Genomic DNA, 13,862 nt, shown 5'->3' with positions numbered 1-13,862 from the left:
CGAAAAAAACAATGCGGGCCTCAGGTTACGCTAATTTCCGGGCGGCCGCCGCTCCTGTATCAGCGCGCCGCATTCCTCACCTTGGGCACCGGATTGGGCCGCAGGCGGAACGCATCCGGCATGCCCGAACCCAACAGCGGGCGCAGGTACAGGCGGAAGGCATCGGTGATGTCGGTGCCGCTCGCGGCGATGAATTCATCCTCCATCACGCGCGTCTTGCCAGCCACGTCGTCGAGCGCCAGCAATTCGTAGTCGACCGAATAAAAGCCGGTGCGCCTGATCGCCACCGAGCCGTCGCGCCGGCCCCACATGGCGAACTGGACCGCCTTTTCGCCAACCTCGCGCGCTTCGCGCTGGTCGACGTCGGATACGCAGCCGATGAAGGAGCGCTGCAGGTAGCCGAAGGTGTCGCCGCGCACGCGCTTGATGCCGAGCTTGGACTTGATCTCTTCGCACAGCAGGTCGGCCAGCGCGCCGTTGCCGGAGAGCTGCAGGTTGCCGTGCTCGTCGCGCTCGATATCCTTGGCCAGGAGGCTCGCCATGGGCGCGCCCGAAGCATCGTGGATGCCTTCGGAAACGGCGATCACGCAGCGGCCGAAGCGCTCGTAAGTCTGCTTGACGTCATGCAGGAATTGCTCGATCGCGAAGGTACGCTCCGGCACGTAAATCAGGTGCGGGCCGTCGTCGGGGAATTTCTTGCCCAGCGCCGAGGCGGCGGTCAAAAAACCGGCATGACGCCCCATCACCACGCCGACATACACGCCGGGCAGCGACGCGTTGTCGAGATTGGCGCCGGCAAACGCTTGCGCCACAAAGCGCGCAGCCGACGGAAAGCCGGGCGTGTGGTCGTTACCGACCAGGTCATTGTCGATCGTCTTGGGGATGTGGATGCAGCGCAGCGGATAGCCTGCCCTTTGCGCTTCCAGGCTGACGATGCGGGTGGTATCGGCCGAGTCGTTGCCGCCGATGTAGAAAAAATGCTCGATTTCGTGGGCGCGCAGCACTTCGAAAATTTCATGGCAATACTTCGCATCCGGCTTGTCGCGGGTGGAGCCCAGCGCCGACGACGGCGTGTTGGCCACCAGTTCCAGGTTGTGGCTAGTTTCCTGGGTCAGGTCATCGAAGTCTTCATTGATGATGCCGCGCACCCCGTGGCGCGCGCCGTAGACCCGTTCGACGCTGCGAAAGCGCCGCGCCTCCAGCGCGACGCCGACCAGCGACTGGTTGATCACTGCCGTGGGGCCGCCGCCTTGAGCGACCAGAATTTTCCCAGAAGGCATTTCATTCCTCCTTATCTCCAGCGTTGAGCGCCAAAACGTTGCCCGTCCAGTATGACCCAATCCGGCATGAGCATGAATGATATTTAGCCAATGCCTGCGGGCCCCATGCGCGTGCCGCCAGCGATTTGGCATCGTATTTTGATACCTTAAGGCACAGTAAAAACAACCAGCATCATTTCACGAGCCTTTTCTATCCTCCTCCCCCACACTCCTCTCACCGCAACAACACATCACCGAGAGGAAAAAATGAAAGTTCTGATCCACCGCGATTCGCGCGCCTGGCAGCTGCAAGTCTGGATATCGTTTGCCGTCGCCGTTTTCCTGTGCGGCGTGGGGCTCGGCTATTTGCCCGGCAAGGACCTCGACCGCGCCTTCATGATCATGGGTTACGTCTTTTGCCTGACCAACGCCTTCGTGCTCGCCAAGTTCGTGCGCGACGCCGAGCAGAGCGTCCTCGCCGGCAAGCCGGCCGACACGCCGCTGTTCAGGGTGGTGGTGTGGAGCAGCTTCTTCCTGGCGATGGCGCTGACCGGCTGGGGCCTGCTGCGCATGGAGATCAACGACACCTACAAGGCATTCCTCGGCGTGAGCTGGCTGTACCTGATCAGCTGCGCCTTCACGCTGGCCAAGGCGCTGCGCGACAGGCATGAAGCCGATCTGGCCGAAGCACGCACGACGGGCAACACCTGATTTTTCCCATAAGGAGACTGTCATGAAAAAGCTTGCAAGTTCGCTCTTCGCATCGATGTTCCTCCTGGCGGCGTCCGTCGCGCCGCCGGCGCGGGCGCAAAGCGAAGCCTCGGCCCTGAGCGCGGTGTCCGCACTGCCGATTGCTTCGGTCGCCGTCGCATCGGGTACTGTGGCCAGTGCGGCGGCAGGCGCCGTGCTGGCAGTGCCGCTGGTGTTGTCCACCGCGGGCGCGGTGCTGGTGGTGAAAACGGTGGAATTGAGCGCGCGCGGCACCGTGCTCGTGCTGGAAAGCCTGGCGGACGGCACGCGCGTGAGCCTGGACATCGCCGGCCACGGGCTGGCCGCGTCAGCCGTGGCCGCCGGCACGCTCGTGACGGTCAGCGTGATCGGCGCCGGCACCATCTTGTCCGCAGCGGGCGACGCCATCGCCTTCATTCCCAACGCGCTGGGCCGCGCGCTGCTGCACAATGAACAACTGGCGTATTGAGGCCGCCATGCGTTATCTACCCCGAAAAGCAGCGGCCCTCGTGCTGGCAGCCGGCATGCTGATTGCGACCGCCGCCCATGCCGGCCGCTCGTGCGAGCAAAAGAAGCCGTCCGTACACACCATCGAGCGCGGACTGGCACTGGCCGAACGCACCATGGCTGCGCTCGACGCCAGCGGCAACAGTGTCGTGGTGCTGGCCCGCGCCGGTCAGGACCTTAGCAAGTACGGCGTGCACTACTCGCATCTCGGCTTTGCCTATCGCCAGCCCAACGGCCAGGGCGGCCATGTGTGGCGGGTGGTGCACAAGCTGAACCATTGCGGCACCAACGTGGCCGCCATTTACCGCCAAGGGCTGGGCGAATTCTTCCTGGACGACCTGTGGCGCTACGAGGCCGCGTACGCAGCGCCGGCGCCGCAGGTGCAGGAGCGCTTGCTCGCCTTGCTGCGGGACGATATCCGCGCGGTGAAAATGCACCATCGGCCCTACAGCATCGTCAGCTACGCATGGGGACGAAAATACCAGCAGTCGAACCAGTGGGCGATCGAAACGCTCGCGGCGGCGATGGAGCCGGCGGTGGATTCGCGCATGCAGGCGCAGGCGTGGCTGCAGTTGCGCGGCTACCAGCCGGCGATGCTCAGGCTCGACGCGTTGACCCGGCTGGGCGGGCGCATTAGCGCAGCCAATGTCGCATTCGACGACCATCCGTTCGAGAAGCGATTCTCGGATCGGATCGAAACAGTGACAGCGGATTCGGTGTTTTCGTGGCTGGAACGTTCAGGGCTGGCCGGGCGGCCGGCTTTTCTCCAGCTGAAGCCGTAACCGGAACCTCAATATGACGTGAGGAAAGATTACTCCGCAAAAATCAGGCTGAGCTCGCCCTTCAGAGACTTTTTCCTGCGAGTAGAGAGGAAGATTGCGGCAAATCTAATCTTCAAGAAAACGTATTGCAAGAATTTCAGTCTATTGCAGAAATATACCGTGAAGCAGCGCACGGAGCTGCCACAAGAAAAGTGCAAACGCCCATTGAAAGGATACGCAATGAAGACCAGTCCCGATTTTGAATTGCTCAAAGATGCTTATGCCATTATCGACGGCATTCCCGAAACCGCCATCGCGCTCGGCAACCTGCAAACGGCGCGCGGCGAATCGCTGGACAAGGGAACGATTTGTTCACCGGCGGGATGGCTCGCGCAACATCCGACGTTCACGAAACTTGGCCTGTCTCTGTCCGACGACGGGTCCCGCCTGTGCTTCGGGGATCAATCGGCGGGGAGCGGAGCCGAAGCGCAGGTCATGGCGCAGGTATTCGGTTTGCAGCAAACCGAAGCCGAGCACCTGTTTGGCGACAGGGACACCTATTCATTGGGCGACGACTCTGGCCTGAGCGATAAACGGCTGTGGCTGCGCGAAGTGCGCGAATTCCTGAAGCGCCACGGGCAGCTCGATGAAGAGTTCGAGGAACAGCTGGAAACCAGGATGCCGTTTGCGGAGCCGGCCAATCCGGTGGAGATCCGGGCGCTGTAGCGCGCCGCGCATGGCGTCATGGGCCTGTGCGGCCTGCGTTATGGCAGGCACGCCTAGAGAACGCATCAGGAGCTGGCCGCCATGCCTGCCCCTGATGCGTTCGCTGGCGAAGCGGCTTACTTGGACGTCGCCGGTGCTGCGGGAGCCGCAGCCGGCGCACTGCCGCCTTGTGTCTTCGAGTCCTCAATTTTCTTGTTCAGAAGGAGCGCTTCCGTCTGGGTCATGTACGTCAAATTATTGACGCGCTTGAGAGAGGCAAATGCAAGCACAAGAGCGAGCAATGCAACGATGAACGTGGCGGCAATCCAAAGGCCTTGACGCTCGGGTTCGATGATGTGATTGACGTCCATGAAATTCTCCTATGACAGGGTTGGTAAAACTGCGTTACTTCCGTTCCGGCGTAGATGCCAGCGCGACCTGATGGCCGGATGGCCGCCCGCCCTTCGCAATCGACTGCGATTCGTTGAAGTCCTTGCCCAGCACCAGGCGCACCGGCATCTGGCGCTCGAGCTTGGGCACGGCGACCAGGCGCGCCGGTCGCTCAAAGCTGCCGCTGACTTGGCGAGCCAGCGATTCGGCACCGGGAACGTACTGGACTTCCGTGTACTGTTGCTTGAAATTGCGATGATTGGTCAGCCGCGGCGGGATAAATCCCTGCTCATGCAGATAGGAGCCGACGCGTTTTGCCATCCCCGCCACACCGTTGCCGTTGGCGACCTCGATACGCTTTGTCAGCAATGGCTGAGCCGTGGCAGATCGGGCAGCAACAGCCGGCGCTGCGAGCGCTGATGCAACCGGCGCGCTTGCCCCATTGGACGGCTTGCCAGTGCTGATTGGCTGGAGCTCCCAGACGTTGGGCGCAACGCTTGCCAGCGCCACCGTTGGCGCATCAGGCTGCCTGGCAGGGGGTTGTACGGCAGCTGCTGACGACTGGCGCGCCACCTCCGGTGCAGCTGCCGGTGTTGCGGGCATTGCTGGTGATGCAGACATTGCCGCTGCCGCCCCGCGTGCCGGGCACGCGCGCTTGTCGCCACAGGTTAATGCTGCCAGGCTGTCCAGTGCGCGCTGATTGTCGGGGTCGACCACAAGCGCCGCGCGAAATGCGCCGATCGCCTCTTCATCACGCCCGATCTGCTGGTAGAGATAGCCGAGATTGTTATGCAGGTGCGCGCGCTTGGGCGCTGCGGCAATGGCGGCCTTGAACTCTTGTTCTGCTTTCTGGATCAGCCCTTGTTCGTAATAGGTGACGGCCAGCGCATTGCGCGCCTCGACATGGTTTGCGTCAAGCGCAAGCGCCTTCACGAAAGCCTCTTCGGCATGGCCAAGACGGTGCTGGCCCTGATACTGGCGGCCAATGCGGTACATGCGCTCTGCGTCGATGGTACCGTTGCGCACCGCCATGACGGGCTCGACCGTTATGCGCGTGGAGTGCGGCGCAGCGCATCCGGAAAACAGGGCAACGCTACCCACTGCCATCGCAACTGCATTTAGCTTGAACATGCTGCCTCCTTCTTCATTAATTTCCCACAAGGGTGGGCAACAGCGTCCGGTTGATGCTGATATATGCCGGTCCCAGCAACACCACGAGCAGCGCCGGGAAGATGCAGAAAATGAGCGGGAACAACAACTTCACCGGAACCTTCGCGGCCGCCTCTTCAGCTTGCAGCTTGCGCTTGACGCGCAGCCCTTCCGCGTGCACGCGCAGCGACTCGGCCACGCTGGTGCCGAAGCGGTCGGCCTGGATCAGCATCGCCACCAGCGCATCGACTTCTTCCATGCCCATGCGTAGCGCCAGGTTGCGCAGCGCACGATCACGTGGAGCGCCCGCGCGCAGCTCAAGGCTGACCAGATGCAGCTCTTCGTAGAGTGCCTGGCTCTTCAGGCGCATTTCATCCCCGACGCGCGCGATTGCCGCATCCAGCCCCAGGCCCGCTTCCACGCATACGCGCATCAGGTCCAGCGCATCCGGAAAGTTCTCGAACAACTCCCGCTGCCGATGCGCAATCAGCCTCGCCAGCACCGCCATCGGCAGGTAGTAGCCGATGGCGGCAAGCACCACGGCCACCAGCAGCAGGGTTGAACTATTGAAATCGCCCTTGCTCATGCCGGCGTAGACGGCAAACAGGACCGGAACGAGGAACGTGCCGACCGTCTTGCTGGCGAAATACACCAGCGGCGCCGAAAAGCCGCGAAACCCGGCATTCAGGAAGCGCGTGCGCAGCGGCGACGTTTCCCATTTTTCCTCAGGCACAGACAACTTCGCCAACGGTTCGAGGAAACGCCTGAGCCGCATTCCGGCGGCATGCCAGGGGGAGACAACGGGCTGGGGCGAACCGCCGCCCATGCTCTCCAGGCGTTTCTCCTCGGACGGCGCAGACAACCTGCTCGCAATCAGATAGGTCAGGCCGGACATCACGATAAACGTCAGGACCAGGAAAAGAATTTGCGTGAATGTCATGTTCTGTTCTCCTCAGACGCGAATTGAAATGACGCGCCACATCCAGACTACGCCGACGGCCATCAGCGCCAGCGCCCCGACGACAATGCGCACGCCGAGCGGATCAGCCCACAAGACAGACATAAAGCGTGGATTGACGGCGTTGATCATTAAACCGACCGCGAACGGCAACAGCCCCAGAATCCATGCCGACAGGCGTCCCTCCGCTGACAGCACGCGCACCGTGGCATTGAGCTTCAGCCTTTCGCGGATCAGCACTGCCAGGTTCGTCATCAACTCGGCCAGGTTGCCGCCCGTCTCGCGCTGAATCAGCACCGCCACCACGAAATAGCGCACGTCCGTGCTATCGACGCGTGTGGCGAGATTTGTCAGCGCATCCTGCATCGACACGCCAAAATTGATTTCATCGAAGGTGGTGCGGAATTCCTGCGCAATCGGTTCCGGCCCTTCCGATGCCACCATATTCAATGCCCCGGAGAAGGCATGTCCTGCGCGCAGCGCGCGCGACATCAGGTCGAGCGAATCGGGCAACTGCGCCTCAATGGTTAGCAGGCGTTTGCGACGCTGGCGCACCATGTAACCGAACGGCAGCATTCCCGCGATGATGGCCGCAGGCGCCACCAAGCCAAGCGGTTGCCCCAGCACGATCACGCCCACGCCGACGGCTGCCGCAAGCATCACGCACGTGCCGAGAAAAGTGGCGACGGTCACCTTCGAGCCGGCTTGCACCAGCAAGCGGTCCACGAGCTTAATCCTTGGCATCTCGAGCAACAGACGCTCCAGCAACGGCACTTCGGAAAGCAGCCGCTTTTTCAGCAGCGGCGTTTCCACGCTCTGGGCACCTGCCGACATGGCTTGCAGCCGCCGCTTGATGCGTACCGCTTCCGGCCCGCGATAGGCATTCCAGGTGAGAAGCAATCCCTCGATCAGGCCGGCGACGGCGAAGAAGGCCAGGATGACAAACAAGTAGTAAACATAGTCCATGACTGTACCTCTCACTGTATTCGGGCCGGATCAAACAGCTGGTCGGGCAGCACCACGCCGCGCACGTGCAGGCGCTCGACAAATCGCGGCCGGATGCCGGTAGCGCGAAAGCGGCCCAGCACGGTTCCGTCGGCGGCGACGCCGGTCTGCTGAAAATTGAAAATCTCTTGCATGGTCACCATGTCGCCTTCCATGCCCGTGATCTCCTGGATGCTGACGATCTTGCGCCGCCCGTCGCTCAGACGCGCGATCTGAATCACGATCGAAATCGCCGACACGATCTGCTGACGCAGCGCCTTGGACGAAACGGTCATGCCCGCCATGCCGACCATGTTTTCCAGGCGCGTCAACGCATCGCGCGCGGCGTTCGCGTGGATCGTGGTCATCGAGCCCTCGTGGCCGGTGTTCATCGCCTGCAGCATGTCGAGCACTTCGGCGCCGCGCACCTCGCCCACCACAATGCGGTCGGGGCGCATGCGCAAGGAATTGCGCACCAGCGCGCGCTGCGAGACTTCCCCCTTGCCTTCGATATTCGGCGGGCGGGTTTCAAGGCGCACCACGTGCGGCTGCTGCAGCTTGAGCTCGGCCGCATCCTCGATGGTGATGATGCGTTCGGTGTCCGGAATGAACGCTGACATGATGTTGAGCAGCGTCGTCTTGCCGGTGCCCGTGCCGCCGGAAATCAGGATATTGATCTTGGACTTGACCAGGCCGGCGATAATTTGCGCCATGTCCGATGTCAGCGTGCCATGCCGCACCACATCGTCTAGCGACAATGGAATCGTGGAAAAGCGCCGGATCGACAGGATCGGGCCGTCGATGGCCAGCGGCGGTATCACGGCATTGACGCGCGAACCGTCGGGCAGGCGCGCATCGACCATCGGGCTTGACTCGTCCACGCGGCGGCCGATGCGCGAGACGATCTTTTCAATAATTTTCAGGAGATGCTGATCATCATTGAAATGGATATCGGTAAGAATCAACCGCCCTTCCCGTTCGACGTAGACTTCGCTGTGGCCGTTGACCAGGATATCGGAGATCGTGGGGTCGGCCAGCAGCGGCTCGATCGGCCCCAATCCCATCACCTCGTTCTGGATGTCGTCGACCAGCTGCTTGCGCTCCGCTTCATTGATCGGGAGACGCTCCTGGTCGAGCATCCGTTCGACCAGCACTTTCAGTTCGGCGCGCAGCCTTTCGCGCGGCATGCGCTCCATCGCGCCCAGATCGAGCTGGTCAAGCAGCTTGCTGTGGAGCGCCGCTTTCAGCATGGCCAGCTCGCTCCTTGCGCGCATGATGGCAACGCGAGGATTTTCCCGCCCTAGCTGGCCGCCGCGGTCCTGCAAGCTTTCTCTGAGTGACATCTGTTACTCCCTCAATGCGGTCCCGACCGCTACTGGCGCGAGCCATGCAGGAACCGGCTCAGCCAGGACTCGTGGTCTCTCGCCGCCCCCACCAGATCAGCCGCAAGTTCATTCAACGCGCGCGCGATCGGGCTACCGGGCGCATGTTTTGCCACCGGCACGCCGAGGTTGACGGACGCGCTGGCGTGGATGAAATCGTTCGGCAGCTTCCGGTAAAAATTTATCCCGAGCGCCTTCTCAATCGCCTTGGGCGGCAGGTCGGTTTCGGCATCGGAGCGGTTGCCGAGCAAATGCACCTTGCTCGGGGAGTAATCGAGCGACCGGAACAGGCGCAGCAACTTCTGGCTATCGCGCACATACGGCACCATCGGCTGCATCACGAGGAAAATCAGGTCGGCGCGATCCAGTGCCCGGATCGACAGCACGTCGAGCGCCCGCTCGACGTCGAGAATCACGAAGTCGTAGCTTTCGGCCGCCACTGAAAGAAGGCGGTCGATGTGCTCCGGCAGCAGGCCGATCGCCTTTTCGGGATCCTCCGGCGCCGGCAACAGGGAGTAGGTCTGCGTGACCTGGATGCTGCTTGACGACAGCACATGGGCATCAATCCGTTCCGGCTGCTTTGCCACATCCACCACGGTCGCCACCGGGCGGGTGTCGGCAATGAAGAACGACGCGTCGCCATACTGGAAATCCAGGTCGACCAGCAGCACCTTCTTGTTGTATTGCGTGGCGAGCGCGTAGCCGAGATTGGTCGAGGTGAACGTTGCCCCGCTCCCTCCTTTGCATGACAGGAAGGCGATGATCTTTCCGCGCGGCTTTTCCTCGGTATCCGCCGCCATGCGTTTTTTCACGCGCGCGATCGCGGCCAGCAGCTCGTCGCGTGTCACCGGCGTCGTCAGCACCTCGCGCACGCCGGCACGCATCGCGTCGATCAGCATTTCCGGCGACTTCGTCGCACATTGCAGGAGCACCGCGAGCTTGGGATTGGCACGGGTGATGGCCTCAATGGCATCCATGTCCGCGCTTGCCGGTTCGGGGCAGTCGATGATCAACAGGTCATTCGTTCCCAAGCCGGGCAGCGTCGCCATCGTCGCGCTGCCGCCTTCGACGAACGCCAGCTGGTCGCTGTCGGCACTGCTGCCGAGGAGCTGGCGCAGGTCGGAGAGGGCTTCCTTTTTATTGGACACAACGGTGATTTTCATCTTTTGCCTCCTGTTAGTTGTCGCCCAGGCTCTCTACCGGAAGCGCCGTTTTAAATCCGGGATTCGCTTCAGTGCCGGGAAAAGAGATCGAACTTACCGGCCAGAAGAACAAGGTCATCGAGTAATTCACAATGCCCAGTTCAAGATACTCGCACTGTGTCGTGCAGCCAGCCGGCGCGTATCGGACAGCGACGTTTTCCGCTTTCAGGTCCGGCATGATCGCCTGCATGGAAGGGACGACAACGCTGTTAAAGTCGGCCGGTTTCGTCACAACGGCCAAGCGCGCGCCGCGGCGCGTCGCCTCCGCGGCCGAGTTATAGGTGAAAAGCGCGCGTCCGATTTCAATAATCCCCAGCAGGAGCAACAAATACGCGGTCAGCACCAGCGCGAATTCGACGATGGCGGCCCCGTCCTGACGTCTCTGCTCGTGGAAGAATTTCATTGTTATCCCCGCCGCATCGATGTGCTAATCGGGCCAAACTCGATATCTCCGATCACGCCTGGCACTAGAGAAACGAACTTGAATCCATGGATTGAGACGGTTACCACCTTCATGGTGCCGCCTTCATAGGCCACCGTCTGCTCCGGCGGAATGTCGACCATGCTCAGCGACAGTCCGTCCACCAGAGGAGCCCCGCTGCCTTCCGGATTTCCGTACACTGTCATCCTGTCGATGTTTACCGTCTGGCCCGCCGCGAGAGCACGCGCGCCATTACGCGTCGCCTTGACGAGCGTGTTGTACTGGTAGAAGGCGCGCCCCAGCTCCGTGATCCCGAACGCCAGCGGGATCAGGAACACCAGAACGAGCGCGAACTCGATCGCCGCGACACCACGCTGGGTAGATGTGGACCGCATCGCGTCACCTCACCAATTTTGGGAAACCGACAACGCCGCCGCCCGCGCCGCCGCAGCCATTTCCGACAATGCCACGGAACTCAAGCCGTATCTGCCCGTTCGCATCTTCCATCGGCGCGACCATCAAGCTGCAGGCCCAGCCGACGACGGGCATTTCCTTCTTGGCTGACCAGGAATCGCAGTCGATGATCGGCATCGACACCATGCGCCGATCTGAGCCATAGGTCACCAGATCGCTGTGCGAGGCGATCGCCGGCGTGCCGGGGTAATCGACCGGCTTGCCTTTGCTGTCAATGATATTGGCCGGATCGTACGACACATGATTGTCATGCCGGCTCACGAAGTCGTCGTACACGCCGCCTTCGACCGGATTCTGGTATGACCAGCCGGTCTGATCAGGCTTGTAGGCCGTCATGTTCGCCGCATCTTTCTTGTACGGTGAGCCATACAGCCCGAAGCGGGTGTTCCATGCCTTGGCCGCGCCGTTGCTCACACCGGTGTTCTGGAATACCACGGTGGCGCTGGAAAGATCGCACTGCCCGTCCCCGGCGATAATCTCCGACAAGGCATCCGTTCCCGTATCCTGATTCGGGAAGCGAATCCAGCCGTAATTTCCCTGCTCCGCAGTTCCGGCCTCCAGGCGCCCCGAGTACCACTTGCCGACCTCGAAATTCATGTTGGCGGCAGCGACGTTCTTGGTGCACACCGCCAGCGGAACGCCGCAATACGGCGCTGCTTTTGGATATTTGGCAGTCGCCTCGGCAGTCATGCTGCTTTCATATTTGCCGAGTGCCCTCATGAACCACGTCATCACGCTCATCGCCTGCGTTTCATGCGGCGCGCAGCGCACGTATTGCGTATTTTTATCGGCGCTACGCGTGAAGTTGAGCAGCTTGCCGTTGGCATCGGCATCGAGGTTGGCGCCGAACGTGATGTCGGCGTCCTGGATGTCGGGTACGGCGCTCTGGAAATCTACCCGGTTGCGCTGCCCGGCGGTGATGCCTGCGCTCGTGGCCCGCATGACCGTGCTTCCGTTAATGGTGGACAGCTCGCGCGCGGCGGACAGCGCGCATGCGTCCGCCGCGTTTTGCAGCTCGGTCTTGACGATGTACAGATGCGCCAGATCGAGCACCAGGCCCGCAATCCCGATCAAAACAACAATGGTGATGCCAGTCATGACAGCGATGGCGCCTTTCTGCCTGCACAACTGTACGGAGCTGCTTTTCATGATGCCGACGCCTGTTAACGTTGACCGCTGCCGGAAGTGTTCGCCCCCCCCACGCCGATCGTGAAGACGTTCACCGGCGCCGGCGGCGTTTCATAGCTCTTCTGGTAACGATCGACAGTGGCCTTGGCCGCGGCGCCGTCCAGTCCCGTCATCGGTGCGGTATTGCGCGAGGCATCCTGGTTGAGCGTCTGCTGCGCCTGCGCTGCGCGCACCGAGTCGCCGAAGGCTTCGTCGGTGGCGTATTGCGGATGCGCGCATCCGCCGAGGATCAGGGCTGCCGTGCCCAGTTGGGCCAGCCCGATGATTGTTCGCTGAGTCATAGCAGTCCCCTTACTTAACTTCGAATCCACGTTGGGTGTTCGGCGCAGCGTCCTGCGGAGCTGGCCGGTTTTCGGGCGCCTTGTCATCAGAAGCCGATTTGCCTTCCATGCGGCCTTGCAGCAGGAATTCGGCACGGCTCGGCGGGACGAACTTATCCGTCGGCAGGCTGTAGGCCGGATCGAGCGGCTTGACCAGGCGCGGCGTCACGACGAACAAAAGCTCGGTGCGGTCGCTCTGGAATTCGCTGCTGCGAAACAGTGCGCCAAGCACCGGCACCTCGCCCAGGACGGGGAAGGCCTTGATGGCTTCATTCACGTTGTTCTTGATCAGGCCGCCGATGGCGAAGCTCTGTCCGTCCTTGAGCTGCACCGTGGTGGATGCCCGCCGGGTGGTAATGCTCGGAAGGATGCTGGTGACGCCATTGACGGTGGTGAACGGGCTGCCAACCTGCGACAACTCCGACACTTCCGGCGTCACGCGCAAGTTGATGCGCCCCTCTTCGAGAACCGTCGGCGTAAACTTGAGGCCAACGCCGAATTCCTTTTCTTCCAATGTGATGGACGTGGCGCCCGTCGATGACGATTGCGACACCGGGATAAAAATCTTGCCGCCTGCGAGGAATGCGCCTTCCTGCCCGGAGATGGCCATGATGGTGGGCTCGGCAAGAATCTTGACCAAGCCTTTCTTGGCTTCGGCGTCCAACGTCAGGCGCGTCGCGCCTTGCGCGATGGAGAGCGCGCCGCCCGCCTGGGACAGGAAATCGCTCAGCAGCGAGTAGGTGAAATTGCCCGCATTCCGCGTGCCGCTGAACTGGGCGCCCAACTTGTCAATCAGCGACTTGGATACCTCGGCGACTTTCACTTCCAGCATCACCTGCGGCACGTCTGTCGTGCTCAGCAAGTTCAGCACCTTCTTGCCGGTGAACTGCTCCGCCAGCAGCGCGGCGCGCTGCGCCTTCACGGAATCCGATACCTGGCCGCTCAGCACCAGCGAGTCGCCCGCCGCATCCACGTTAATGCCCGTTTCATTCGGCATCAGCTGGTTGATGCGGCTCTTCAATCCGGCGGTATCGGCGCCGACGGTCACGTCGACGACCGTCGTGCGGCCGCCTTTGGACCAGAGGAAGACGTTGGTCGCGCCGGTATGTTTTCCGAGCAGGTAGACTTCGTGCGCATTGAGCAGCACCACGTCGGCTGTATCGGGATTACCGACAGAGAGGCGGCTGATTTCCTGCGGCGAGCGCAACAAGGTCGACTTGCCGACGGTGAGCTGCATCGGCGGCGCGATGTCGGTCGGCTGCGGCGCCGATGCGGCCGGAACGGCCGGCTTGGCGGCTGCAGGTTTCGCCGCCGGAGCGGCATACGCGGGCGTCGCGCCGAGCAGCATCAGCAGTGCGGCAATACGGCGGCATTTCCCCGTCGCTGCGATTGGTCTGAATGTTTGCATCATGGTTGCATTCCCCTTTTGTTCG

Annotated in this window: 16 protein-coding genes; 4 read left to right on the top strand and 12 right to left on the bottom strand. The window is 61.9% G+C overall.

Features of this window, described 5'->3' with window-relative positions:
- Window positions 1-59 precede the first annotated feature (59 nt).
- Entirely contained in the window at window positions 60-1,280 is a 1,221-nt protein-coding gene (locus TSA66_RS04465) for a 6-phosphofructokinase (protein WP_040039150.1), read from the bottom strand.
- A gap of 246 nt (window positions 1,281-1,526) precedes the next feature.
- Here TSA66_RS04465 and TSA66_RS04460 point away from each other — a divergent pair, with 246 nt between their 5' ends.
- From TSA66_RS04460 to TSA66_RS04445, 4 genes are all read left to right on the top strand, one after another.
- Window positions 1,527-1,970 carry a YiaA/YiaB family inner membrane protein gene (locus tag TSA66_RS04460; protein WP_040039149.1) on the top strand — a complete coding sequence of 148 codons (444 nt, stop codon included), beginning with the start codon at window positions 1,527-1,529 and terminating at the stop codon, window positions 1,968-1,970.
- A 22-nt stretch (window positions 1,971-1,992) separates the two neighbouring features.
- Window positions 1,993-2,457, top strand: a complete 465-nt coding sequence (locus TSA66_RS04455; protein WP_040039148.1) for a hypothetical protein — start codon at window positions 1,993-1,995, stop codon at window positions 2,455-2,457.
- Between the two features lie 7 nt (window positions 2,458-2,464).
- Complete coding sequence (locus TSA66_RS04450) at window positions 2,465-3,277, top strand: DUF2145 domain-containing protein (protein ID WP_040042195.1); 813 nt, start codon at window positions 2,465-2,467, stop codon at window positions 3,275-3,277.
- Between the two features lie 219 nt (window positions 3,278-3,496).
- Complete coding sequence (locus tag TSA66_RS04445) at window positions 3,497-3,982, top strand: hypothetical protein (protein ID WP_157691603.1); 486 nt, start codon at window positions 3,497-3,499, stop codon at window positions 3,980-3,982.
- A gap of 116 nt (window positions 3,983-4,098) precedes the next feature.
- Here TSA66_RS04445 and TSA66_RS04440 read toward each other — a convergent pair whose 3' ends face one another.
- From TSA66_RS04440 to TSA66_RS04390, 11 genes are read right to left on the bottom strand one after another with little or no spacing between them, the layout of a single operon-like run.
- Window positions 4,099-4,332: a hypothetical protein gene (locus TSA66_RS04440; RefSeq protein WP_040039146.1), complete on the bottom strand. Its 234-nt coding sequence runs from the start codon at window positions 4,330-4,332 to the stop codon at window positions 4,099-4,101.
- Window positions 4,333-4,366: 34 nt separating this feature from the next.
- Window positions 4,367-5,482, bottom strand: a complete 1,116-nt coding sequence (locus TSA66_RS04435; protein ID WP_040039145.1) for a LytR C-terminal domain-containing protein — start codon at window positions 5,480-5,482, stop codon at window positions 4,367-4,369.
- 16 nt (window positions 5,483-5,498) lie between these two features.
- Complete coding sequence (locus TSA66_RS04430; RefSeq protein ID WP_040039144.1) at window positions 5,499-6,440, bottom strand: type II secretion system F family protein; 942 nt, start codon at window positions 6,438-6,440, stop codon at window positions 5,499-5,501.
- A 12-nt stretch (window positions 6,441-6,452) separates the two neighbouring features.
- Window positions 6,453-7,424, bottom strand: coding sequence for a type II secretion system F family protein (locus TSA66_RS04425; protein WP_040039143.1), 972 nt, complete (start codon window positions 7,422-7,424; stop codon window positions 6,453-6,455).
- 11 nt (window positions 7,425-7,435) lie between these two features.
- Complete coding sequence (locus TSA66_RS04420; protein WP_040039142.1) at window positions 7,436-8,785, bottom strand: CpaF family protein; 1,350 nt, start codon at window positions 8,783-8,785, stop codon at window positions 7,436-7,438.
- A 29-nt stretch (window positions 8,786-8,814) separates the two neighbouring features.
- Window positions 8,815-9,987: an AAA family ATPase gene (locus TSA66_RS04415; protein ID WP_040039141.1), complete on the bottom strand. Its 1,173-nt coding sequence runs from the start codon at window positions 9,985-9,987 to the stop codon at window positions 8,815-8,817.
- A 13-nt stretch (window positions 9,988-10,000) separates the two neighbouring features.
- Window positions 10,001-10,429 carry a TadE/TadG family type IV pilus assembly protein gene (locus tag TSA66_RS04410; RefSeq protein WP_040039140.1) on the bottom strand — a complete coding sequence of 143 codons (429 nt, stop codon included), beginning with the start codon at window positions 10,427-10,429 and terminating at the stop codon, window positions 10,001-10,003.
- A 2-nt stretch (window positions 10,430-10,431) separates the two neighbouring features.
- The gene (locus TSA66_RS04405) at window positions 10,432-10,842 is read right to left on the bottom strand and encodes a TadE/TadG family type IV pilus assembly protein (protein WP_040039139.1); all 411 of its coding nucleotides are present in this window, start codon (window positions 10,840-10,842) and stop codon (window positions 10,432-10,434) included.
- Between the two features lie 4 nt (window positions 10,843-10,846).
- Window positions 10,847-12,070: a pilus assembly protein TadG-related protein gene (locus tag TSA66_RS04400; RefSeq protein ID WP_040039138.1), complete on the bottom strand. Its 1,224-nt coding sequence runs from the start codon at window positions 12,068-12,070 to the stop codon at window positions 10,847-10,849.
- A 14-nt stretch (window positions 12,071-12,084) separates the two neighbouring features.
- Window positions 12,085-12,390: a hypothetical protein gene (locus TSA66_RS04395; protein WP_040039137.1), complete on the bottom strand. Its 306-nt coding sequence runs from the start codon at window positions 12,388-12,390 to the stop codon at window positions 12,085-12,087.
- A gap of 10 nt (window positions 12,391-12,400) precedes the next feature.
- Window positions 12,401-13,840, bottom strand: a complete 1,440-nt coding sequence (locus tag TSA66_RS04390; protein WP_052452103.1) for a type II and III secretion system protein family protein — start codon at window positions 13,838-13,840, stop codon at window positions 12,401-12,403.
- Window positions 13,841-13,862 lie beyond the last annotated feature (22 nt).

The organism is Noviherbaspirillum autotrophicum (assembly GCF_000818395.1).
Classification (GTDB): Bacteria; Pseudomonadota; Gammaproteobacteria; order Burkholderiales; family Burkholderiaceae_D; genus Noviherbaspirillum; species Noviherbaspirillum autotrophicum.
This window is presented reverse-complemented; position numbering and strand designations above follow the sequence as displayed.

Bases quoted from the DNA above. Each gene is read 5' to 3' on its own strand.
- TSA66_RS04430 (WP_040039144.1), bottom strand. From the start codon at position 6,440: ATGACATTCACGCAAATTCTTTTCCTGGTCCTGACGTTTATCGTGATG.
- TSA66_RS04415 (WP_040039141.1), bottom strand. From the start codon at position 9,987: ATGAAAATCACCGTTGTGTCCAATAAAAAGGAAGCCCTCTCCGACCTG.
- TSA66_RS04435 (WP_040039145.1), bottom strand. From the start codon at position 5,482: ATGTTCAAGCTAAATGCAGTTGCGATGGCAGTGGGTAGCGTTGCCCTG.
- TSA66_RS04405 (WP_040039139.1), bottom strand. From the start codon at position 10,842: ATGCGGTCCACATCTACCCAGCGTGGTGTCGCGGCGATCGAGTTCGCG.
- TSA66_RS04410 (WP_040039140.1), bottom strand. From the start codon at position 10,429: ATGAAATTCTTCCACGAGCAGAGACGTCAGGACGGGGCCGCCATCGTC.
- TSA66_RS04465 (WP_040039150.1), bottom strand. From the start codon at position 1,280: ATGCCTTCTGGGAAAATTCTGGTCGCTCAAGGCGGCGGCCCCACGGCA.
- TSA66_RS04450 (WP_040042195.1), top strand. From the start codon at position 2,465: ATGCGTTATCTACCCCGAAAAGCAGCGGCCCTCGTGCTGGCAGCCGGC.
- TSA66_RS04455 (WP_040039148.1), top strand. From the start codon at position 1,993: ATGAAAAAGCTTGCAAGTTCGCTCTTCGCATCGATGTTCCTCCTGGCG.
- TSA66_RS04440 (WP_040039146.1), bottom strand. From the start codon at position 4,332: ATGGACGTCAATCACATCATCGAACCCGAGCGTCAAGGCCTTTGGATT.
- TSA66_RS04425 (WP_040039143.1), bottom strand. From the start codon at position 7,424: ATGGACTATGTTTACTACTTGTTTGTCATCCTGGCCTTCTTCGCCGTC.
- TSA66_RS04390 (WP_052452103.1), bottom strand. From the start codon at position 13,840: ATGATGCAAACATTCAGACCAATCGCAGCGACGGGGAAATGCCGCCGT.
- TSA66_RS04445 (WP_157691603.1), top strand. From the start codon at position 3,497: ATGAAGACCAGTCCCGATTTTGAATTGCTCAAAGATGCTTATGCCATT.
- TSA66_RS04420 (WP_040039142.1), bottom strand. From the start codon at position 8,785: ATGTCACTCAGAGAAAGCTTGCAGGACCGCGGCGGCCAGCTAGGGCGG.
- TSA66_RS04400 (WP_040039138.1), bottom strand. From the start codon at position 12,070: ATGAAAAGCAGCTCCGTACAGTTGTGCAGGCAGAAAGGCGCCATCGCT.
- TSA66_RS04460 (WP_040039149.1), top strand. From the start codon at position 1,527: ATGAAAGTTCTGATCCACCGCGATTCGCGCGCCTGGCAGCTGCAAGTC.
- TSA66_RS04395 (WP_040039137.1), bottom strand. From the start codon at position 12,390: ATGACTCAGCGAACAATCATCGGGCTGGCCCAACTGGGCACGGCAGCC.